This is a genomic window from Corallococcus exercitus, from assembly GCF_003611585.1.
Lineage (GTDB): Bacteria > Myxococcota > Myxococcia > Myxococcales > Myxococcaceae > Corallococcus > Corallococcus exercitus.
Map to the genome: position 1 here is coordinate 1 of NZ_RAVW01000137.1, position 21,559 is coordinate 21,559.

The window sequence follows — 21,559 nt, forward strand, 5'->3', positions numbered from 1 at the left end:
GTGGGGGTTCCTGGCATCAGGGAGAGCGGGAGATGGGAGAGGCCTTCCGAAGACTCACGGTCGTCGAGCCCCCGGCCGACGAGGCGCCCTCCGCTTGTGCTCCGCCGCCGCATGCCCGGCACCTGCCACCCACCGGTTCGGTGGCGCTCGTCTTCACCGACATCCAGGGGTCCACGCGGTTGTGGGAGCGCTGTGGCCAGGCCATGCGCGACGCACTGGAGCTGCATGACGGCGTGCTGCGCGCGCTGCTCCTGGGCACCGACGGCTACGAGGTGAAGTCGCAGGGCGATGCCTTCATGGTCGCGTTCGCGTCCCCGGTGGAGGCGGCGCACTGGTGCCTGCGCGCGCAGGAAGCGCTGCTGCACGCGAGCTGGCCGGAGACGCTCCTGGAAGAGCCGGACGCCGCGGAGGAGCACGCGCCGGAAGGGCTGTCGCACCGGGGGCTGCGCGTGCGCATGGGTGTGCACGTGGGCGAGCCCGACTGCCGCATGGATCCCTCCACCCACCGGCTGGACTACCTGGGGCCTCCGGTGAACATCGCGGCGCGGGTCGCGGACGCGGGCCATGGCGGACAGGTGCTGTTGAGCGGCGCGGCCTGGGCGCGCATCCAGCCGGAGCTGGCGTCGCTGGGAATGCCCATCGCGCGCGCGCTGGGGTCCTTCCGCCTGCGCGGCGTGAGCGACAGCGTGGCGCTGGTGGAGCTGTTGCCCGCGTCCCTGGCGCACCGCCGCTTCGGTCCCCTGCGCGCCCCGCGCGAGCGGCCCGGCAACGTGCCCACGCTGCGGCAGGACCTGGTGGGGCGCGCCGAGGAGCTGGACACCCTCCGGCAGTGGATGTCGGAGGGCGCGCGGCTGATCAGCATCCTGGGCCCGGGCGGCATGGGGAAGACGCGGCTGGCCACGCACTTCGGCGCGCTGGAGTCCGACGCGGGCACGTGGGAGGGCGGCGTCTGGCGGTGCGACCTGGAGGAGGCACTGACGGAGGACGACCTCTGCCACGCGGTGGGCCGGGCCCTGGGCGTGCCGCTGGCGGCGGACGGCGACGGCAGCACCCCGGCGGAGCGGCTGGGGCGTGCGCTCGCCGGGTGCGGCGACGTGCTGGTCATCCTGGACAACGTGGAGCAGGTGGTGCGGCACGTGCCCGCGACGCTGGGGCGCTGGCGGGTGCTGGCGCCGCGCGCGCGCTTCCTCGTCACCACGCGCGAGGCCCTGCGGCTGCCCGGGGAGCGCGTGCTGGACCTGGCGCCACTGGGCCTGCCGGATCCCGACGAGACGCGCTGGGACGTCATCCTGCGCTCGGACGCGGTGCGCCTGTTCGTGCAGCGTGCGCGGGAGACGCGCGGCGACTTCATCCTGAGCGACGCGGAGGCCCCGCGCGTCGCGGACATCGTGCGGCAGCTGGATGGCATCGCCCTGGCCATCGAACTGGCGGCCGCGCGCGTGAGCGTGCTGGGCGTGGAGCAGCTGCGCGAGCGGCTGTCGAAGCGCTTCGACCTGCTGCGCGTGGGACGGCGGGACGCACCCGCCCGGCAGGCGACGCTGCGCGGTGCCATCGACTGGTCCTGGAACCTGCTGGAGCCGGCCGAGCGCGCCGCGCTGGCGCAGTGTTCGGTGTTCCGGGGTGGATTCACGCTGGAGGCCGCGGAGGCCGTGCTGGTGCTGCCGGAGGGTTCGCCCGACGTGCTGGAGGTGGTGCACTCGCTGCGCTCGCAATCGCTCCTGTGCGCGCGCGAGGTGGGGGCTCCCGGCGGCTTCCTGCGCCTGGGGTTGTACGAGAGCATCCGCGAGTACGCGGCGCTGCGGCTGCGAGAGCTCGGAGACGAGGCGGCGTGCGAGGCCCGCCACGCGGACACATACCTCCAGGTCGCGGGCCGGCTGCGCGAGCGCGTGCAGAAGACGGGAGGCGCGACGGCGCTGCGGCGGCTGGCCCTGGAGCGAGAGAACCTGCTGGCCGCGTGCGACAACGCGATGGCGGTGCGCCCCGCGACCGCCGAGTCCCTGGGCCGCGCGCTGGAGACGCTGGTGGCGCTGGAGCCGGATGCACGCACGCGCGGGCCGGTGGGGCTGCTGGTGGAGCGGCTGGAGCGCGCGCTGGAGGCGTCGTCGCACGTGCCGGTGGCGCCGCTGAAGCGCGCGGAGGCGCTGGCGGTGCTGGGCCGCGCGTACCTGGACGCGGGACAGGCGGAGGCGGCGCGCCGGGCCCTGGAGGAAGTGCGTGGCGTCTTCCACACGCTGGGGGAGACGGCGTCGGAGAAGCGCGTGCTCGTGGACCTGTCCATCGTCGCCCGTCACGCCGGGGACGGCGCCGCCGCGTGGACGCTGATGCGCGACGCGCAGGCGCTGCCCTCCGGAAGCGACCGCTGGCTGGAGGCCTATGCGGTGGGCAACCTGGGCCTCGTCGAACAGGTGCGTCGCGGGCCGGAGGCGGCCATCCCGCACCTGCGCGCGTCGCTGGCGCTGTTCCGCGAGGTGGGCGACGTGACGTTCGAGGTGGGCTTCCTCACCAACTGCGCGGTCGCCATCGGCGAGGCGGGCGACGCCGGCGAAGCGGTGATGCTCCTGGGCGAGGCGCTGGGCCGTGCGCTGAGCGTGGAGGACCGCGCGGGGCAGGCGCTCGCGCGGCTCAACCTGGGGTGCTACCTGATGGACGCGGGCGGCGTCGCGGAGGCGTGCGAGCACCTGGAGACCGCGGTGCGCCTGTCACGGCTCCTGGGCCAGCGGCTGCTGGAAGGCACCGCGCTGGGCGAGCTGGGACGGGCCTCGCTCGTGCGGGAGGACTGGGCGCAGGCCCGCGCGGCGCTGGCGGAGGCCATCACCATCCTGGGCCGTGCGTCCCGCTGGCAGGCGCTGCGCTTCATCGCGTACCGGGCCGCGCTGGACGCCGCGTGCGGAGAGCCGCGAGCCGCGCGCGACGGGTTCGCCGCGCTGGAAGGCGCCCCCGAGCTGCGCGAGGACCCTGCCCTCTTCCAGCTCGTGGATCTGCTCCGCGCGGCGCTCGACCTGGCCGAAGCCGACGCCGCGCCCGCAGGGGGCACGCAGGCCCACGAAGCCAGGGCCGCCGCGCGCCGCCGCATCGAAGCGGCCCGGAACGCCCCGCGCGAGACCGCGTCGTCCGACATCCGGGGCGCGCTCCGCTTCCTGGAGGCCCGCCCCGGCGTCAGCGATTCGCACCTGGACGCGTGAAGCGCTACGGCTTCGCGGCCGGAGCCTCGGCCGGAGCCTCGACCGGAGCCTCCACGGGCGCCGGAATCGGCTTCGCGAAGCGGCGGAAGAAGCTGTCGTCGTTCCAGTACGGGCGCCTGGGGGCGCCCGCCACCGCGTTCGTCAGGGCGGTCAGGAAGGTGATGAAGCGCGCGGCGCCCTCGTGGTCCACGGGCTGCTGCGCCAGGTCATCCGACGGCGCGTGGTAGCGCTCGGCCAGCCACTGCTTGAACACCTTCTGCTCCTCCGAGCCCGGCGTGTAGCCGAACTTGAAGAACAGCGCGGGCACGCCCTCGCGGATGAACGAGTACTGGTCGCTGCGCACGAACAGGTTGCGGTCCGGCTCTGGATCCTCCAGCACCTGCACGTCCTGCTTCGCCGCCACCTCCGCCAGCGGCACCGCGAGCGAGGACTCGTCCTTGCCGTGCGCCACCACGGAGGTGAACGGCCAGTGGGGCATGAACATGTCCAGGTTGAAGTCCGCCACGATGGAGGTGATGGGCACCGGCGGCCGCGAAGCGAAGTACTTCGACCCGAGCAGCCCCTTCTCCTCCCCCGTCACCAGCGCGAGCAGCACGGAGCGCTTCGGCTTCTCCGGCTGGTCATGCAGCCGCCGCGCGACCTCCAGCAGCGCCGCCACGCCGGACGCGTTGTCCATGGCGCCGTTGTAGATGCGGTCCCCCTTCACCGGCTCGCCAATGCCCACGTGGTCCAGGTGCGCGCTGAGCACCACGTACTCCTTCGCGAGCACCGGATCCGAGCCCGGCATGACGCCCACCACGTTCATGGACTTCAGCGGCTTCACGTCGAAGGCCAGCTTCGCCTTCATGCGCAGCGGGATGTCGAACTTCGGCAGCGGCTTGTCCGCGTCGGCCAGCGCCAGCAGCTCCTCGTACGTGTGCGGCGCGCCCTCCAGCCACTTCTGGGAATGCGTCACGTTCGCGACGACCGCGACCTTCAGTCCGCGCGAGTCGTTGAGCGATGGATCCGCGAACACCATCGTCGGGTTCTTGCTGGAGCCCACGATGCGCTCCCACGGCAGCTCCAGCATCTTCGGGTTCTGGAGGTACACGTACCCCACGGCCCCCCCGGCCTTGAGCACCTTCAGCCGCTCCGACCACGAGGAGAAGTGCGACTTCACCGGGCCCGGGATGTTCCCCGGCCCCCCCTGGAGCATCACCACCACCTTGCCCTTCAGGTCCAGGCCGGCGAAGTCGTCGTGGCCCAGCTCCGGGATGGACAGGCCGTAGCCCACGAACACCAGCGGCGCGTCCACGGTGCCGTTGTCTCCCTGCCGAGCGGACAGCACCACGTCCTCGCCCTGCACCAGCGGCAGCGTCTGGCCGTCCTTCACCAGCGCGACGCTGGACTTCGCTTCGATGAGGCGGCGCGACTGAAGCGCCATGGGCTGCAGGAAGCCCGTCTTCAGCAGCGGCTTCACGCCCAGCGCGGCCAGCTCCTTGGACACATAGCCGGCGGCGGTCGCGTAGCCCTTGCTGCCCGTGTCGCGTCCCTCCATCGCGTCACTGGCCAGCACCTCCACGTGCTTCCACCAGCGGTCCTCCGCGGCGGCGGGCTTGGAAGCAGGAGGTTCCGCGGCGAAGGCCCCGGAGGAGACGAACAGCGCGAGCGTGGCGACGGAGGAGACCCGGTTCATGCCCCGGAGCATCCAGGGCCAGGCCGGGTCATGCAACCGCGATCAGGCCTGCACGCCCAGCCGCCGGCCGCGCAGCTCCGACAGCGTGCGCGCGTCCAGCAGCACCGCGGACTTCTCCTGCGGGGACAGGGGCTCCACCCCGCCCGCCAGCAGCTTGCGCCGCGCGGAGGCCAGCGCCACGGGGACGCTCGCCGTCGGGTGGGCCTCCAGCAGCGCCAGGTGCAGCGCGTGCGCGCGAGGGTCGGTCAGCACGTGGTCCAGCGCGTCGCCCACCGGCTCCAGCTCGTCCTCGGCCAGCTCCTGCGCGCGCACCAGGACGGTGGGCGGATGGACCTCTTCCGGGATGAGGAACAGGCCGCGCCGCTGCGCCCACAGGCCCAGCGACGCGCGGGCGGTGAAGACGGAGATGGCCGGGGCCAGCCACAGCCCCAGGATGACCGGCGACAGCCACGCCAGCATGCCCGGCGCCACCGCGACCGTCAGCGCCGCGAGCACCGCGCCAATGGCCATGTGCCACTTGTGCCGGCTCAGCGCCTCCGACCACGGCAGGTCCGTGTCCTCACGCTGCTGGCTGCTCCAGTTCACCTTGTAGCCAAGCAGCGTCCCGAACACGAAATGCGACTGGAAGAGCATCATCACCGGCGCCATCAGCGTGGACACCACGCCCTCCAGCAGCACGCTCAGCACCAGCTTGAACCGGCCGCCCATCCGCGCCGCCTCCTCGCGGTTCGCGAGGATCAGGCCCGTCCCCATCAGCCGGGGGATCCACAGCAGCGCCAGCGACAGCACCATCAGCCGCAGCGCGCCCACCGTGTCGAACGCGTCCCCGCCCGGCAGCGTGGCCTGGAACTCCAGCAGCGTCGCGGGCGCGAAGAACCACTCGTGCAGCGCGGCGAACAGGCCCGCCACCAGGAAGGTGAGCCACAGGGGCGACGCCACGTAGGACATCACGCCCATGAGGAAGTGCATCCGGCTCATCGGGTGCAGGCCGCCCGCCATCACCAGGCCCAGGTGCTGGAGGTTGCCCTGGCACCAGCGGCGGTCGCGCTGCGCGTACGCCAGCAGGTCCGGCGGCGGCTGCTCGTAGCTGCCGCCCAGCTCCGGCACCAGCCACACCGTGTAGCCCGCCCGGCGCATCAGCGCGGCCTCCACGAAGTCGTGGCTGAGGATGTGGCCGCCGAAGGGCTGCTGTCCCGGCAGCACCGGCAGGCCGCAGTGCTCGATGAAGGGCGCCATGCGCAGGATGGCGTTGTGGCCCCAGTAGTTGGAGTCCCCCAGCTGCCACGCCGCCGCGCCCGCGGCCACGATGGGGCCATAGACGCGCCCGGCGAATTGCTGCAGCCGCGCGAACAGCGTGGAGCGTCCCACGTTCTGCGGCGGCACCTGGAGGATGCCCGCGCCCGGGTTGAGCTCCATCAGCCGCGCCATCCGCACCACGGTGTCGCCCGCCATCAGGCTGTCGGCGTCCAGCACCAGCAGGTAGTCGTAGCGGCGGCCCCAGCGCTCGCAGAACTCCGCGAGGTTGCCCGCCTTCTTGGCCGTGTTGTCGGAGCGGCGGCGGTAGAAGATGCGGCCCTGCCCGCCCACCCGGAGGCACAGCTCCGACCACGCCAGCTCCTCCGCCACCCACGACTCCGCCCGCGTGGAGTCGCTGAGCACGTAGAAGTCGAACGCGTCCAGCTGCCCCGTCGCGGCGATGGACTCGTACGTGGCCTGCACGTGCGCGAACACCGCGGCCGGGTCCTCGTTGTAGACGGGCATCACCACCGCGGTGCGGCGGCTGAGGGGCTTCGCGGCCTCCTCTTCCGTGGGCCAGCGCAGGCCCGGCACGCGCTGGTTCGACACCAGCTGGATGAAGCCCGCGACGCCGCTCCAGAACGACAGGGCGATCCACGCGAAGCACAGCGCGAACAGCCCCAGCACGAACATCTCCGGCACCGTGGTGCCGTGGGCCGCGAGCAGCCGGTGCATCTCCACCGAGGCGAACCCGGTGGACAGGGCCGCCAGGCCCAGCACCATCACGCGGCGGGGACGCGCCAGGGCCGGAGTGTAGGGTTGGGCGTTCATGCGGACTCCGGGCTCCCGTGCGGCTTCATGTGGAGGGTGCCGCGCCTAGCGCGACGGTGACACGCCCGCCTGGCTGGCGGCGGGACGCAGCCAGCGGCGCAGCATGTCCATGAAGGGATTGAGCACGAGCACCTGCTCGCGCATCTGGCAGGGCACCTCCGCCGGGGCGGACATGGGCACTGCTTCACACACCGCGCGGCGCCAGGCCTCCGGCAGCGAGGACGGGGCGCGCATCAGCACGTCCGCGCCCCAGCGCGCGCCGCCCACCAGCACGAACGCGGCCCGGCCGCGCACCAGCAGCGCCGGCCCCACGTGCGCCGGCCCCAGCACCTCCGCCAGCCATCCTTCGACCCGCCAGCGCGCGAGCGCCAGCGCGGCCTCCGGAGACAGGGACAGCTCGCGCGTGCCCAGGATCCAGCCCGCCAGCTTCTCCAGGTCGCCACGGGCGGTGAAGCCGAAGTCCTGGAAGAAGCTCACCAGCGCGGCCTGGGTGTCCGCACGGGGCGCCTGCGGCATCGCCGGGGCGAAGGAGATGAACGGGTGCGTGGTCACGGAATCCACAGGTAGCTCCAGGTCTCGGTGAGGGTCTCGGAACCGCGTTTCAGGAAGCAGCGCAGCTCGACGGGGCCTTCTCCGTCGGGCATGAGTTCGAAGGCCGCGCGGAAGCCACCGGTGACGGCGTGGACCTCCGCGCGCGGGTGCAGCACCTGGCCGCGTGAAGCGGTGACGACCGCCTCGACCGGGCCCGTGCCTTCCGCGCTCGCCTTCGTGAAATCGAGGACGAAGCGACGCGCCCCCGGCTTGCTGCCCGCCGCGACACGCGTCGCCGCGACGGTGGAACCTCCGGCCTTCGCGCCCTCGGGGGCGAAGCCCCAGGACAGCCGGTAGGAGAAGCGAAGCTGTGCACCCGCCTGCACCGGTGCATCCGGCACCCAGAAGGCCACGATGTTGTCGTGGATCTCCTCGCGGGTGGGCAGCTCCACGAGCCGCACGGAGCCCGCGCCCCAGTCACCCACCGGCTCCACCCAGGCGCCCGGACGGCGCTCGGAGCGCGCCTCCAGGTCCTCGTAGCTGCTGAAGGCCTGGTCGCGCTGCAACAGGCCGAAGCCTGACAGCCCATCCGTGTGGAAGCTGCTCACCTGGATCTGCTTGGGGTTCTTCAGGGGGCGCCACAGCTTCTCGCCGTTCTTCATCCACACGGAGATGCCGTCGGAGTCGTGCACCTCCGGGCGGAAGTCGTCGAAGTCGCCCCGGTCGTTCTCCCCGAAGAGGAACATGCTGGTGAGCGGCGCCACGCCCAGCTGACGCACCGGCTTGCGCGCGAACACCGTGGAGTCCACGTCCATCACCGTGCGCTCACCGGGGTGGATGGCGAAGCGGTAAGCGCCCGTGACGCTGGGGCTGTCCATCAGCGCGTGCACCACCACCGTGTCCGAGCCCTTCGCCGGCGTCTCCAGCCAGAACTCGCGGAACGTGGGGAACTCCTCGCCCCCCGGCTGCGCCGTGTCGATGGCGAGCCCGCGCGCGGACAGGCCGTACACGTTGCCCTTGCCCAGCGCGCGGAAGTAGCTGGCGCCCAGGAAGGCCACCAGCTCGTCGTAGTAGTCCTTCGTGTTGAGCGGCGCGTTGAGGCGGAAGCCCGCGAAGCCGTTCACCTTGCCCTTGGGCGGACTTCCCACCAGCGGGCCGTAGGTGAACTGCTCCGTGGAGAACGGGACCGGGCGCGCCTTGCCGCCCTCCACCACGTTCACGCCCACCGGACGCGTGTAATAGAAACCGGGGTGGAAGAACTGCGCCCGGAACGGCAGCCCCTCTTCACGCCACAGCGACGCGGCGTCGCGGAAGCGGATGTCGCGGTACTGATCGTAGGTGAGCTTCTCGAAGGACGGGGGCACGCCGACGGGCGGCTCCTGGTACGGCTTCGCGGCCAGCGCGCGGGCCTTCTCCTCCACCGTCGCCGCCGAGAAACCAGACACCTTCGCCGCCGCCCCCGCCTTTGGCTGCTGGGCACACGCCAGCGCCGCAACGCACAGCCCCATCCCCCAGGCCATCCCCACCGTCTGTCGCTGCCACCGCTTCAAGTCCCGCTCCTCACCAGGGGCACCGCCCGCGCCAGTACGGCGCGACGCGGCAAAGGCTAGCAACGGTCATGCCAAACGACAGGCCCTGGGGAATTACCCAATCATTCCAAGGATCTGCCCCTGGACGGCTTCCGGGCGGATACTTGCTGCGCCAAGGATTCCGCTCGCTTGGGAGGGCGTCCGAGAGAGGGGGCCGTCGGCGCCTGGATTGGGGGGTTGTGGACGATGGGGACAGGCGGCCAACAGCCCTGTCCGAAATCTCCACAGCGGAGGTGGGCAGCCGGGCGGGAAGGATTTCCCGGGACATTGCCCCCCATTGCAGGCAGTGTGGCCAGGCCCTGGGCGGCGCCGGGAATCCATCCGGAGGCCCAGGGGTTCCAAGACGTTTCCAGGTGCTCGGGCCGCAGGTTGGCCTGACCGCGTACCGCCAGGCGCCCCCGCAATACCGCGGGAGGGCGCGCTGCGCGGTCGGTCCCCCGCCAGAAGGGGGAGTGGTCCCCCGCCAGAACGGGGAGTGCGCCCACCCATCTCATGCGGGATTTCATGACTTTCGACGAACTGCAGTTGACCGATTCGCTCCTCAAGGCCGTCAAGGCAGAGGGCTACACCACGCCGACGCCCATCCAGGCGAAGGCGATTCCCCACGCGCTGGCGGGCAAGGACGTGCTGGGCGTGGCCCAGACGGGCACGGGCAAGACGGCGGCGTTCGCGCTGCCCATCCTCCAGCGCCTGTCGGCGAAGGCGCCCGCGGGCGGTGCCCGTCCGGTGCGCTGCCTGGTGCTGACGCCCACGCGTGAGCTGGCCAGCCAGGTAAGCGACAGCTTCGTGACCTACGGCAAGAACCTGCCCCTGCGCCACGCGGTGGTGTTCGGCGGCGTGGGCCAGAACCCGCAGGTCCAGGCGCTGCGCCAGGGCGTGGACATCCTGGTGGCGACGCCGGGGCGCCTGCTGGACCTCATCGACCAGGGCTTCGTGACGCTGCGGGCGCTCGAGGTGTTCGTGCTCGACGAGGCGGACCGCATGCTGGACATGGGGTTCATCCACGACGTGCGGCGGGTCATCAAGGTGCTGCCGCAGGTGCGCCAGACGCTGTTCTTCAGCGCGACGCTGCCGCCGGACATCATGGACCTGGCGCGCAACATCCTGAAGGACCCCATCCGCGTGGAGGTGTCCCCCGCGTCCAGCACGGCGGAGACGGTGAGCCAGCAGGTGTACTTCGTGGAGCGCGAGGAGAAGCGCGCGCTGCTCACGCACCTGCTCCAGGACGCGAAGGCGATTCCGCGCGCGCTCGTCTTCACGCGCACGAAGCACGGCGCCAACCGCGTCGCCAAGCAGCTCACGGCGGCGGGCGTGCGCGCGGATGCCATCCACGGCAACAAGAGCCAGAACGCCCGTGAGCGCGCGCTGGACGAGTTCCGCGCGGGCACCCTGCGCGTGCTGGTGGCCACGGACATCGCGGCGCGCGGCATCGACATCGACGGGCTGTCGCACGTGTTCAACTACGACCTGCCCAACGTGCCGGAGCAGTACGTGCACCGCATCGGCCGCACGGGCCGCGCGGGCGCCAGCGGCCAGGCCGTGTCCTTCTGCGACACCGAGGAGCGCGCGTACCTGCGCGACATCGAGCGCACCATCCGCCGCAGCGTGCCGGTGGTGGCGGACGCCGCCTTCCGCTCGAACCTGCCCCCTCCCCTGCCCGGTGACGTGGAGGACGACCGTCCCCCGATGAACCGGGGTGGCCGGGGCCCGTCGCGCGGCAACGGCGGCGGCGGTGGCGGTCAGCGCCGTGGCGGTGGTCAGCGTCGCGCGGGTGGTGGCGGCGGAGGCCAGGGCCGTCCGAGCGGGGGTGGCCAGTCGCGTCAGGCAAGCGGCGGAAACGCCCAGTCGCCGCGCGGCGGTGGCCAGGGTCGTCCGCAGCAGGCCCGGCCGGCGGTGGCTTCACCTGCCGCGGGGCCCAGCTCGCCTCCGGCCCGGCGCACGATGTCCAAGTGGGGCTGAGGCCCTCCTCCCGGGTAGCGCGTGGCCGTGAAGGTCGCGCCTTCTCCGGGTGAGCAGGGATGGATGGAGTTCATGACGCCCGGGTCCTCCTTCGAGGGTCCGGGCGTTCGACTGTCCGGGGTGGGATTGGAGGCGGTGGGCTCGCGCCCTGGCGGATGGGGCGTGGTAGCGTGACAGCCTGATTCACGGCGGTGCCTCGCACCCCTTTTCGTCATCAGGACACGCCCTCTTCCATGACGCGCTCGGCTGACGGTGAGCTGCACATCGATTCGGTCCTCCGGAACACCTACAAAGTCGTCTCCGTGTTGGGGCGGGGCGGCATGGGTTCGGTGTTCCTGGCCCAGCACCTGCGGCTTCCGGGCAAGCAGGTCGCGGTGAAGGTTCTGCGGGTGGGTGACCACGTGGGGCCGGACCTCCACGTGAGATTCCGGCGCGAGGCGGAGATCGCCTCCCGGCTGGGGCACCCGAACATCGTGGAGGTGCTGGACTTCGACACGCTGGAGGACGGCAGTCCGTTCCTGGTGCTGGAGTACCTGCGCGGGGAGAGCCTCGCGGACCGGCTGCGGCGCGGGCGGCTGTCGCTGGAGGAGGTCTTCTCCTTCACGCGGCAGATGGGCTCCGCGCTGCAGACGGCGCACCGCGCGGGCATCGTCCACCGCGACCTGAAGCCCGCGAACATCTTCCTGGTGCCCACGGACTCCGGCGGCGTGGTGGGCGAGCGCGTGAAGCTGCTCGACTTCGGCATCTCCAAGGTCATGTCGTCGGAGACGCTCCAGACGCAGGAGGCAGTGCTCATCGGCACGCCGCAGTACATGTCCCCTGAGCAGGCGCAGGGGCAGAACAGCCGCATCGACGCGCGCACGGACCTGTTCGCGCTGGGCGGCATCGTGTTCGAGATGATCTCCGGGATGACGCCGTTTGGTGGCGGGTCGCTCGCGCAGATCATCTACCGCGTGGTGCACGAGCCGCCGGTGTCGCTCGCCACGCTGATGCCGGAGTTGCCGGAGAACGTCACCCGGGCGGTGGCGCGAGCGTTGGAGAAGAAGCCGGAGAATCGTCATCCGGACGTCGCGTCGTTCATCGCGGAGCTCACGGGGACGACGCTCCAGTCGCTGCCGGAGACCGAGGAGCAGATCGCGGCCCGGACCTTCTCGCGCACGAAGCGGCCCTCGGGTGTGGCGCTGCCCTCCGTGGCGCCGAGTGACGAGGACGCGCTGGGCGCCACGATGGCACCGGCGAACAAGGGGCCAGGGACGGGCCGCTTTGGAGCGGATGCGCTCGCGGCGTCGGATGACATCGGCTTCGACGCGACGATGGCGCCACGAGCCAACGGCACGGTCCCGTACGGAAATCAGCCGCAGGTGGCGGGCGGAACGATGGGCTTCGGCGCCACGCAGATGCCCGGAAGCGGCATGGGGAGCTCAGGCGTGGCCCTACCGGCGGCGGGTGTCCCCGCGCAGTCGCCGGGAAGCTACAGCGGACAGCAGGCCGCCCAGGGCCATGGGACGGGCCAGCACGTCGCGCCGGGCAGCATGGGCGGACAGCAGGCCGTGCCGGGCAGCTACGGTGGCCAGCAGGCCGTGCCGGGCAGCATGGGCGGGCAGCACGCCGCGCCGAGCAGCATGGGCGGGCAGCAGGCCGTGCCGGGCAGCTACGGTGGCCAGCAGGCCGTGCCGGGCAGTCTCCCGGGAGCCATGGTCGGTCCCCAGGGCCAGCCCCTTGCCCCGGTGAGCATGACGGGTCAGCCGGGAATGCCCGGTCCGATGACGTTGCCGGTACCGGTCGCGGGCCCGCCGAAGTCGCGCGTGCTCCCCATCGCGGGCGCCGCCGCGCTGATCCTCGGTGCCGTGGGGCTCGGCTGGTGGCTGCGGCCTCCGCCGCCGGTCGTGGCGCAGCCCGGTGTCGTGAACGCCGCCCCGCCTCCGTTTCCTCCGCCTCTCACTCCCCCGCCCCCCCTGGCCGCGCCGCCGCCTCCCGTCGCGCCGCCCCAGGCAACTCCCGCTGTCGCGGCGAAGACCGTCGAGGACACGTCAACGAAGGTCGCCCCCACGGTGCAGCCCAAGGCCCCAGGCAAAACGACCGCCAAACCGGGCGGCAAGTCACAGGGGCCGCGCATGCTGTCGAAGCCGACGGACGCCCTCGCAATCGCCAAGCTGGAAGAAGCCAAAGCCGCCGCGGAACGGCACGACGTGGACACCGTGGTCCGCATGGCCAGGCAAAGCTACACGGCCCAGAACAACCTGGCCGCGCACCTCCTGGCCATCAAGGCCCTGTGCCAGAGCGGCGATCTGGAAAAAGTCCGCACGGAAGCGACGAAGGTCGATGATAGGGACCTCGCGCCGTTGGTCGCGGAATGCCAAAAGAAGGATATCGACTTGTTGCAGTGAGCAGACACCGCCCCTCCGCGGGCCCGCGGACGGGTGAGGGGGAAACACCCAACATGAAATGCATCGTCGCCGTGGCCGTGCTGGCCACCGTTCTAGGCACCCTGCCCGCCCGGGCCGCGCCGTCCGCTCCCGTGGAAGCCGGCAAGGTGTTCGTGGGTCCGCAGGGCGAACAGGTCGCGGTCGTGCCGCTCACGCCCCGCGATCAGAAGAAGTTCCTCCTGCGCATCCAGGGCACGGGCTCCGAGCTGGACAACCTGGTCCTCCCCTACACGGTGAAGGACTGGAGCAGCCTCAGCACGCAGCGCCAGAACTACACCACGCAGTGGCACGGCAAGGACTACTCGCCGCTCATCGTCGTGGGCAAGAACACGGAGCTGCACTTCCCCGGCGGCCCCGGCAATGGCATCGCGGTCCAGTACGACGAGGCACGCTCCCAGAAGCTCAAGCCGGAGGAGGTCTACGCGCAGCACCAGCAGCAGACCCAGAGCGGCCAGCTCGCGAAGCTGATGGCCTTCGACCGCAAGGCGGAGGAAGCCATCCACGACACCGCCTACGCCGAAGCGCTCCAGGCGCTGAACACCTCCTGCGGCACCTCCGCGGCGGGCGCCATCGACTGGACCACCGTCCCCGAGCCCGTCCTCAAGGTCCAGAAGATCGCCCGCTTCTGCGCCTTCCCCCTCACCGCCCTGAAGGCGATGTGCGACGTCTCCGAGGAGGCCCGCCGCACCGTGAAGGCCCGCATCCAGCACTTCGACTGCCGCATCGGCGGCGCGCTGGAGCCCGCCCTGCAAGGCGACCGCTTCGTGTGGACCACGACCCCGGAGGCGAGCAATCAGGAGAAGGCCGCCACCCGCTACTTCAAGAAGAACCTCTAGGCCCGCGCACCATGCTCATCCAACGCATCCTCCCTGTGGCCGTGCTCCTCGCCGCCAGTCCCGCCGCCGCCGTCGAACCGCCGTGGGGCAAGGCGGAGAACCTGGGCCAGCGCATGCACCTGGAGGCCACGTCCGTCTGCACCGACGGCAAGGGCCACTACGTCGTCTCCGTGCCCCGCGAGGACATGGACGACCTGGAGGACAAGCTCTACTACGGCGACGGAAAGACCCTGGTGGAGGTGCCGAGGCCGCGCAGCCAGAACCTGTCCGCCACCACCTTCCTGGATCCGCGCTTCTTCAACCCGGCCGGCACCGCCGACTACGACGGCGTGGACCTGCGCGTGCACTCGCAGCTGTCCGTGGACGCGAAGGAGCGCACCTGTTCGCTGCGCTGCGGCGAGCGCAAGGTGGCGCTGGAGATGCTCCCTGGCACGGAGGCGCGGGAGCTCCTGCGCAAGGCCACCTACGTCCCCAACCCGCAGAAGTTCGCTCCCCACGCGCTGCTGCGCGACTCGGAGGGCACGTACTACTACGTGGACAAGGGCTTCACGCCCGCGGAGTCACGCAACTTCCGCGTGTTCATCGGGCCCAGGGGAGACCTGAAGCCGCAGAAGATGACCAACGTGGTGGCGGACTCCGAGGGGGAGATCTTCACCACGAAGAAGGGCCAGCTGCGGCTCGTCATCGACCGCGCGCAGAAGCCCATGTGGATCGAGAAGGCGCACAGGGAGGTGGAGCTGCGCAACGTCCCCGTGGAGCAGAACCTGCCCCTCATCTACAACGAGCTGGGCGTCTACACGGGCATCCGGCTGGGCACGCCCTGCGACGACCAGTAGCCCGGCGGTCGCGTTAGACGCGCACCAGGACGGCCATCTGGTGCGCGCCGATGCCCAGCCCCACCATCACCAGGTACTTCGTGCGCAGCTGCCGGTGGAGCCGCGCCAGCGTCACCGGGATGGATGCGTGCACCATGTTTCCGTAGTCCGCGAACGTGTCCACGTACTCGCGCGGACGGATGGCTTCGGCCCAGTGGTCCATCAGCTTGCGCGTGGCCTGGTGCGAAATCAGCGTCACGTCCTCGCGCGACACGCCGTTCTTCGCGAGCAGCCGCTCCACCAGCCTCGGCGGCCCGTTCATCCCGGAGGACAGGAACGCCTTCACGCCCGAGCCGGGCGCCAGGCAGTACGTCGGGTGGTCCAGCCCCGCCTCTGGACGCGAGCGCATCGTCATCGCGCCGTACTCGTCGCTGAACGTGTCCGCCGCCCAGTCCACCAGCACGAGCTTGTCGCCCGGGCCCACCACCGCCGCCCCCGCGCCGTCCCCGATGCCAATGGCGTGGCCCTGCGTGTAGTCCATGTTGCGCGTCCACGCCGCGCCCACCGCGACCAGCGCGTGCCGGATGCCGCCCGCGCGCAGCGCCTCCCACGCCAGCACCACGCCCATCAGGAAGTTCACGAAGTCCGCCTGCACCGGAACCACCAGCGCGCCCTGTGACAGGCCCAGTTCCTGGTGCACCGCGTACAGCGCGTTGGGCGTGATGTACTCCGACACGGACAGGTAGCCGTAGAGCCGGTCCACGTCCGCGGCGCTCAACCCCGCGTCCTGGAGCGCCGCCTGCCCCGCCTTCGCGGTGAGCGACGCCAGGGACTCGCCGGGCTCCATCTCACGGCGCTCGCGGTTGCCGTAGAAGAGGGCAATCTCCCCTCCCCCCTCCCGGGCGGCGCGGCGCAGCGGTTCGAAGAGCGGATGGTCGTTGCCCCGGATGCGGGCGGGCACCGCGGCGCCCGCCCCCAGCAACGCGAAGGATGCGTGCGTCATGAGGATGCGGCTACGTCGCGTCCGACGCCACGGCGGCGAAGCGGTCGCCGTACGGCGGCACCTCACGGTAGTCGATGTGCGCGACGATGACCTGCGGCTGGCAGGACTCGTCCGCGCGGCGCAGCACCTCAGGCAACAGCGCGTCCAGCTGGCCCGGGCCGTTCACCGTGTAGGCGCGCGCGCCCATGGACTCCGCGAAGCGCTCCAGGTCCGGGTTGCCCAGGCCGTAGAACTCGTCCTCCAGCGGGTAGTTGCGGTCCTGCATGTGCTCGGCGTGGTTCACCATGCCCAGCGCGTTGTCGTTGAGCACGATGGTCACCGTGCCCACGCGGTAGCGCGACGCGGTCAGCATCTCCACGCCGTTCATCACGAACGCGCCGTCGCCCACCAGCGCCACCGCCGCGCGCTCCGGACGGCCCAGCTTGCCGCCGATGACGGCGCCGCAGGACCAGCCCATGGACGTCAGCCCCGTCGGGTAGAAGATGCGGGCCGGCGGCGCCACGTGCAGCAGGTGGGAGGACCAACCCGTGCAGTTGCCGATGTCGATGTACAGGTCCATGTCCGCCGACAGGTGCTTGTCCAGCTCCGCCAGGAGCTGCTGCGGCTTGACCATGCCCTCGGCCTGGGGCGCGCTCACATGGGGCGTGGGCTCCTGGAGCGCCAGCACCTGGGCCCAGCGCTCACGCACGCGCGCGCCACTGGACGGGCCAATCATCTGCCCCAGCTCCGCCAGGCCCACCACCACCGACGCCGCGTCCGCCACGATGGGCAGGCGCACCGGGAACAGCTGGCCCACGTTCGCCGCGTCCACGTCCACCTGGATGACGTGGTGGATGGACTGGAAGTACTTGCTGAAGCTGCGGCTGGCCCACTCGCCCAGGCGGCTGCCCAGCACCAGCAGCACGTCCACGCCATCGCGCAGGTACGCCTCCACGCGCTTGCTGCCGCCCAGGCCCACCACGCCCAGGCACAGGGGCTCGCGCTCGGAGTACAGGCCCTTGCCGCGGAGGCTGGTCGTCACCGGGATGCCGTGCTGGGTGACGAAGGCGTTGAACTCCTCCGCGTGCTTCTCCAGCGCGCCGCGGGCGCCCGCGCCCAGCAGGATGAGCGGGCGGCGCGCGGTGCGCAGCATGGAGAAGGCCGCGCGCAGGTCCTCGAAGGGCGCGTTGGACGGACGGGCCTGGAAGGCGCCGCGCTTGGTGGGCACCGAGGCGCGCTGGATGGGCGTGCGGGCCACGTTGGTGGGGATGCTCAGGTGCGTGGCGCCGCCGGGCAGGCTCTGGGAGGTGCGCATCGCGCGCTGGAGCAGGCGCGGCAGGCTCTGCGCGTCCACCACCGCGGAGGACAGGGACGTGCACTGGCGGAACATCTCCACCGTGTTCACGCCGTGCGTGCTGTTGCTCTCCTGCATCGCGAACAGGCCGATGCGCTCCGTGGACACGTTGCCGCTGATGGTGAGCAGGGGCACGCCGTCCAGGTGCGCGGAGGCGACGCCCGTCAGCGCGTTCGTCGCGCCCGGGCCCGCCGTCACCATGCACACGCCCAGCTTGCCGGTGGCGCGCGCGTAGCCGTCCGCCATGAAGGCCGCGCCGCCCTCGTGCGACGCGATGATGAAGCGCATGCTCGCGCGCTTGCGCAGCGCCTGCTGGAAGGGCGCCAGGTTGCCGCCGGGAATGCCGAACACCGAGTCGACCTCCTCGGCCTCCAGGTGGGCGAGCACGCAGTCGGCGACCGTCAGGTCCTCCACCGTCTTGAAGCCGCGGGCGCTGGTGTCCCCGTACATGGGGATGGGGTCGCCCTGGCGCGCCTCCATGCCGTCGAGCCCTTCCGCCGGAGTCACCGCGTCGGTGCGGAGGACGTTGACGGGCAGCTCCGAGCGCCCCGAGGTCGAAGCGGCCAGGTGGAGCTCGGCGAGAGACGAGGTCGACATCGGAAGCTTCTCCAGGTGCCCCGGGTCCTAGGGGACTCGAATTCCACTTCGAGTCGCAGACACCGGGTCGGGGTCGCCTCCGGTGCCCACACAGTCTTGTGAGCGAGGTGCAAAGATGCAGTCTCGTTCTATCCGAGCAACGGAGCACTGTGAAGTAAAATCTAGTGGAATTTTCGTATACGGCTGGATTCTCACAGTTCAGGACAGAAAACCCCGTCAGGGGACTGATGCCTTACACGTCTTGCCGGGAAGGCAGGATTCGCGCGCGCGTACGGGGATGTACCTTCCTTGGATCCACGGAAGCCCGGAGATGGGCTAGGCTGAGGGGGCGCCCGCGCCCCCTTGTTCCAGAGGAGGCGCCCGCGTCCGACGAATCAACGTGGGGGTTGTCATGATCGAGAATCTGCGGACGGAGTACGGCTTCCGGATCAATGCGCCTGGCTACATCCAGCTTCCTGAAATCACCGCGTGGTTCAATGACCTGAAGGCGAAGGTCGCGGTGAAGCGGGGCCGCCCCTTCGGGTTGCTGGTGGACATCCGCAGCCAGCGCGCGAACCCGCCGGAGACCCAGGACGTCATCAAGCAGGCGATGGTGTGGCTGCGGCAGAACGGCATGGTGCGCTCGGCGGTAGTGCTCGACAGCACGGTGGCGCGGCTGATGATGGTGCGCATGTCCAAGCAGAGCGGCGTGTACGAGTGGGAGCGCTACATCGACGCGTCGAAGGACACGGACTGGGAGCACAAGGCGATCGACTGGATCACGAACGCCACGGAGCCTTCGAAGGAAGAGGACGCCGCGGCTTGATGTGCTTCCCCGGGTGATGGCGGTGGAGGCCCCCTTCGTGAGGCCCACCGCCTCCCCTGCCCGGTCGGGCGCCCTGTTCCACCCCGCTACCCTCCAGGTCCTGTCCGTGATTCCCGGGTCCCCGCGGACGCCAGGCTGGTTCGGGGTGGTCCTGATCCTCATCGTTGGATTGCTCGCGCCCGGCTGCGCCGCCCCGGCCCCGCCGCGTGAGGGCTCGCGGGCGCGGATCGCACCTTCACCGACCTCGTCCCCTTCACCGGCCGCGCGCGTGCTGCGGGTGCGCGTGTACGCGGACGTGGACCACCGGGCGCGGGGCCTCCATTGGGAGCGGGCGTTCGAGGCGTGGCTCCAGCGCGCGAGCAATGCGGTGCGCGGCCCCCTGGGCGTGACGTTCGAGCTGGAATCCGCGCGGGCGTGGGAGCGGCGCGGCTCGGACGGCCCGCTGGAGCCGGTGCTGGAGGCGCTGGAGTCCCTGGACGCGGGCGAGGACGTGGACCTCGTGATGGGGCTCGTGGCGGCGCCGGTGTCGTTCAGCGGCGCGCAGCACGAGCTGGGCTTCGCGCGCGTGCTGGGACGTCACTGCGTGCTGCGCGGCCTGGGCGGAGAGCTGCCGGTGGAGGCCCGGCAGCGGTTGGAGGTGGCGGTCCTGCTGCACGAGTGGGCCCACACGTTGGGCGCGCCGCACGTGCGCGATGGCCGTGGGTGGATGTCGCCGAAGTACGACGCGGGCCAGAAGGGGTTCGATGCGCGGACGCTCGCGCTGCTGGGCGCGGGGCTCCGGCACCTGCCCGGGGCGCGCGTGGAGCTGGAGGCGCAGAAGGCCTGGGCCCGGGAGCTGCGCGGGGCGGTGGAGGCCATGACCGGCCCGGCGTGGGAGGGACCCGAGCGGGACTTCCTCCTCGAGTGGACGGAGCGGGTGCGCGCCTCCAGCGTCGTGTTGGGGCCGGAGGGGACGCCCCGTTCGCTGACGCCCCTGGAGCGACAGCGGCTGGCGGAGGTCATCGCCCTGGAGAAGGCGGGCCGGCCGGACGTGGCCGCGGAGGCATTGGAGCCGCTGGCCGTGCGGCATCCCCAGGATGAACGCGTGCAGTTGCTGGCGTGCTACCTCGCCGTGCGCCTCACGCCGGGACTGGACGCCACGCGGGAGCGCTGTGAGCGGGCCATCTCGCGGTTCCCCGGCGAGCCTTCGCTGCGCATGAACGTGGCGCTGCTCCACCTGCACGCGGGCCGGTTCGATGAAGCCCGGGACAGCCTGGTGGCGGCGCGGAGGAACCTGGAGGCCCGGGCGGAGGTGGAGCCCGCGCAGTGGGCGGACCTGGCGGGCCTCTTCCTGCGTGCCCATTGCGTGACGTGGGCGGAGGAGACCGCGGCCCGGGCTCCGGGGCTCGCGGCGGCGGCGGCGGTCCTGGAACAGGCGGCCCGGTTGCGGCGGCAGGTAGCGCTGCCAGCCAGGGCCGAAGCGGGCACCTCCCCTGCCCTTGAGCCCGCGCGCGAAGGGGACCTGGTGCGCGCGGTGTCCGACGTCGAGGCGCTGCTGCATGCGGGGTCCTCGGGCCCCGCGCGCGAACGCATTGCCGCGCTGGCCCAGGCATTCCCGGCGAGTGCTTCCGTCGCGCTCCTGCAATGCGAGCTGCACCTCTTCCAGGGACGGCTGGACTCCGCGCGCACCGCCTGCGAGCGCGTGCTCGCGCTCCGGGAGGACGCGGTGCAGGCCCACCTGCTGCTCGGCGTGCTGGCGACGAACACGCGCGCGCATGCGCGGGCACGCAAGCACCTGGAGCGGGTCATCGCCCTGGAACCGTCGCGCACGGAGGCGTGGCACCTGCTCGCCCGCGAGTACCGGGGCACCCGGCAGCTGCGGACGCTCCAGGCCCGCTACCGCGAACAGTTCGCGCGCGACCTGCCGTGAGGCTCGCGGCCTACTTCGCGACGGACGCGCGCCAGGCGTCCTCGAGCAGCGCCAGCAGGAGCATGTCGTTGAAGCCGCCGCCGTTCCCGTCAGCCTGATAGCCGCGCAGCACGCCTTCCTGCTGGAAGCCCATGCGCGTCAGCGCCCGGTGCGACGCCGTGTTGCGCACGTTCACCATGCCTTCGATGCGGTGCAGGTTCATGTGCTCGAAGCCGAAGCGGATCAGCTCGGGAAGAATCCCCGTCATCACGCCCTGGCCCCACAGCGCGCGCGACACCATGTAGCCCACCTCCGCGCGGCGGTCCTTCTGGCTCCAGTTGAAGAGGGTCAGGTAGCCCAGGGGCGTCGGGTCCTGCTCGCGCGCCAGCACCCACCGGATGCCCTTGCCCTGGCGCATCGCCTCCAGGTCGCCGGTCAGCTTCGTGTGCAGCGTCTCCCGGAGCACGGGCACCGTGAAGTTGAGGCTCCGTGCCACCTCCGGCTGGGAGTACAGCGCGATGACCCCGTCCATGTCCTCCGGCGTGAAGACGCGCACCCGGTACGGGGCGGGAACGACGGGCAGCGGCAGCGTGGCGGAGGACATGGACATGCGGAAGGAAGCCCCGTGCGCTAGGGACGTCACCACCCTACCGGCTGAGCGCCATCACCGCCATCGCGATGGCACGCGCACGCTGCCCCCTACTCCGCGCGCATCGCCTCCACCGGATCCAGCCGCGCCGCGCGCGACGCCGGGTAGATGCCGAAGAGGAGTCCCACGCCGCAGCTCATGCCCAGCGACAGCGCCACGGCCCACGCGGGCACGCTCATGGGGAACAGCAGCACCCACTTGCCC

The 21,559-nt window shown here is 71.6% G+C and carries 15 protein-coding genes; 7 read left to right on the forward strand and 8 right to left on the reverse strand.

Features of this window, described 5'->3' with window-relative positions; all coding sequences use genetic code 11:
* Positions 1-32: 32 nt before the first annotated feature.
* Positions 33-3,182 carry an ATP-binding protein gene (locus D7W79_RS18445; RefSeq protein ID WP_120526698.1) on the forward strand — a complete coding sequence of 1,050 codons (3,150 nt, stop codon included), beginning with the start codon at positions 33-35 and terminating at the stop codon, positions 3,180-3,182.
* 4 nt (positions 3,183-3,186) lie between these two features.
* On the opposite strand, the gene D7W79_RS18450 is transcribed toward D7W79_RS18445, so the two are convergent.
* The 4 genes from D7W79_RS18450 to D7W79_RS18465 are packed head-to-tail and all read right to left on the reverse strand — an operon-like array spanning position 3,187 to position 8,963.
* Positions 3,187-4,857 (reverse strand): M28 family metallopeptidase, encoded by a 1,671-nt coding sequence (locus D7W79_RS18450; RefSeq protein WP_120526699.1) that lies wholly within the window; start codon positions 4,855-4,857, stop codon positions 3,187-3,189.
* Between the two features lie 42 nt (positions 4,858-4,899).
* Entirely contained in the window at positions 4,900-6,924 is a 2,025-nt protein-coding gene (gene mdoH, locus D7W79_RS18455) for a glucans biosynthesis glucosyltransferase MdoH (protein WP_120526700.1), read from the reverse strand.
* 45 nt (positions 6,925-6,969) lie between these two features.
* A complete protein-coding gene (locus D7W79_RS18460; RefSeq protein ID WP_120526701.1) occupies positions 6,970-7,485 on the reverse strand; it encodes a hypothetical protein in 516 nt (171 codons plus the stop codon).
* Positions 7,473-8,963, reverse strand: coding sequence for an OpgD/OpgG family glucan biosynthesis protein (locus tag D7W79_RS18465; RefSeq protein WP_439099210.1), 1,491 nt, complete (start codon positions 8,961-8,963; stop codon positions 7,473-7,475). Before D7W79_RS18465 ends, D7W79_RS18460 begins: the two co-directional genes overlap by 13 nt.
* Positions 8,964-9,548: 585 nt before the next feature.
* Between D7W79_RS18465 and D7W79_RS18470 the strand changes: the two genes are divergently transcribed.
* The 4 genes from D7W79_RS18470 to D7W79_RS18485 all read left to right on the forward strand — a co-directional run bounded on the left by D7W79_RS18470 (position 9,549) and on the right by D7W79_RS18485 (position 15,101).
* Positions 9,549-11,003, forward strand: coding sequence for a DEAD/DEAH box helicase (locus D7W79_RS18470; RefSeq protein WP_120526710.1), 1,455 nt, complete (start codon positions 9,549-9,551; stop codon positions 11,001-11,003).
* A gap of 233 nt (positions 11,004-11,236) precedes the next feature.
* Positions 11,237-13,390: a serine/threonine-protein kinase gene (locus D7W79_RS44535; protein ID WP_208729766.1), complete on the forward strand. Its 2,154-nt coding sequence runs from the start codon at positions 11,237-11,239 to the stop codon at positions 13,388-13,390.
* Positions 13,391-13,443: 53 nt separating this feature from the next.
* Positions 13,444-14,265, forward strand: a complete 822-nt coding sequence (locus tag D7W79_RS18480) for a hypothetical protein (protein ID WP_120526703.1) — start codon at positions 13,444-13,446, stop codon at positions 14,263-14,265.
* An 11-nt stretch (positions 14,266-14,276) separates the two neighbouring features.
* Complete coding sequence (locus D7W79_RS18485; protein WP_120526704.1) at positions 14,277-15,101, forward strand: hypothetical protein; 825 nt, start codon at positions 14,277-14,279, stop codon at positions 15,099-15,101.
* A 13-nt stretch (positions 15,102-15,114) separates the two neighbouring features.
* On the opposite strand, the gene D7W79_RS18490 is transcribed toward D7W79_RS18485, so the two are convergent.
* Together D7W79_RS18490 and D7W79_RS18495 are read right to left on the reverse strand one after the other, a co-directional pair.
* Positions 15,115-16,083 carry a 3-oxoacyl-ACP synthase III family protein gene (locus D7W79_RS18490; protein WP_120526705.1) on the reverse strand — a complete coding sequence of 323 codons (969 nt, stop codon included), beginning with the start codon at positions 16,081-16,083 and terminating at the stop codon, positions 15,115-15,117.
* Positions 16,084-16,093: 10 nt separating this feature from the next.
* On the reverse strand, positions 16,094-18,013 hold the full coding sequence (locus tag D7W79_RS18495) for a thiamine pyrophosphate-binding protein (RefSeq protein ID WP_120526706.1): 1,920 nt from the start codon (positions 18,011-18,013) through the stop codon (positions 16,094-16,096).
* 391 nt (positions 18,014-18,404) lie between these two features.
* On the opposite strand from D7W79_RS18495, the gene D7W79_RS18500 reads away from it, so the two are divergent.
* Both D7W79_RS18500 and D7W79_RS18505 read left to right on the forward strand, forming a co-directional pair.
* A complete protein-coding gene (locus D7W79_RS18500; protein WP_120526707.1) occupies positions 18,405-18,818 on the forward strand; it encodes a hypothetical protein in 414 nt (137 codons plus the stop codon).
* A gap of 145 nt (positions 18,819-18,963) precedes the next feature.
* Entirely contained in the window at positions 18,964-20,727 is a 1,764-nt protein-coding gene (locus tag D7W79_RS18505) for a tetratricopeptide repeat protein (protein WP_147441965.1), read from the forward strand.
* A gap of 10 nt (positions 20,728-20,737) precedes the next feature.
* Here D7W79_RS18505 and D7W79_RS18510 read toward each other — a convergent pair whose 3' ends face one another.
* On the reverse strand, positions 20,738-21,310 hold the full coding sequence (locus D7W79_RS18510; protein ID WP_208729767.1) for a GNAT family N-acetyltransferase: 573 nt from the start codon (positions 21,308-21,310) through the stop codon (positions 20,738-20,740).
* Between the two features lie 95 nt (positions 21,311-21,405).
* Positions 21,406-21,559 (reverse strand): ABC transporter permease (locus D7W79_RS45055; RefSeq protein WP_147441966.1); only part of this gene is annotated, 154 nt, incomplete at its 5' end.

Bases quoted from the DNA above. Each gene is read 5' to 3' on its own strand.
- D7W79_RS18470 (WP_120526710.1), top strand. From the start codon at position 9,549: ATGACTTTCGACGAACTGCAGTTGACCGATTCGCTCCTCAAGGCCGTC.
- D7W79_RS18445 (WP_120526698.1), top strand. From the start codon at position 33: ATGGGAGAGGCCTTCCGAAGACTCACGGTCGTCGAGCCCCCGGCCGAC.
- D7W79_RS18480 (WP_120526703.1), top strand. From the start codon at position 13,444: ATGAAATGCATCGTCGCCGTGGCCGTGCTGGCCACCGTTCTAGGCACC.
- D7W79_RS18485 (WP_120526704.1), top strand. From the start codon at position 14,277: ATGCTCATCCAACGCATCCTCCCTGTGGCCGTGCTCCTCGCCGCCAGT.
- D7W79_RS18510 (WP_208729767.1), bottom strand. From the start codon at position 21,310: ATGTCCTCCGCCACGCTGCCGCTGCCCGTCGTTCCCGCCCCGTACCGG.
- D7W79_RS18450 (WP_120526699.1), bottom strand. From the start codon at position 4,857: ATGAACCGGGTCTCCTCCGTCGCCACGCTCGCGCTGTTCGTCTCCTCC.
- D7W79_RS18500 (WP_120526707.1), top strand. From the start codon at position 18,405: ATGATCGAGAATCTGCGGACGGAGTACGGCTTCCGGATCAATGCGCCT.
- D7W79_RS18495 (WP_120526706.1), bottom strand. From the start codon at position 18,013: ATGTCGACCTCGTCTCTCGCCGAGCTCCACCTGGCCGCTTCGACCTCG.
- D7W79_RS18465 (WP_439099210.1), bottom strand. From the start codon at position 8,963: ATGGGGCTGTGCGTTGCGGCGCTGGCGTGTGCCCAGCAGCCAAAGGCG.
- D7W79_RS44535 (WP_208729766.1), top strand. From the start codon at position 11,237: ATGACGCGCTCGGCTGACGGTGAGCTGCACATCGATTCGGTCCTCCGG.
- mdoH (WP_120526700.1), bottom strand. From the start codon at position 6,924: ATGAACGCCCAACCCTACACTCCGGCCCTGGCGCGTCCCCGCCGCGTG.
- D7W79_RS18490 (WP_120526705.1), bottom strand. From the start codon at position 16,083: ATGACGCACGCATCCTTCGCGTTGCTGGGGGCGGGCGCCGCGGTGCCC.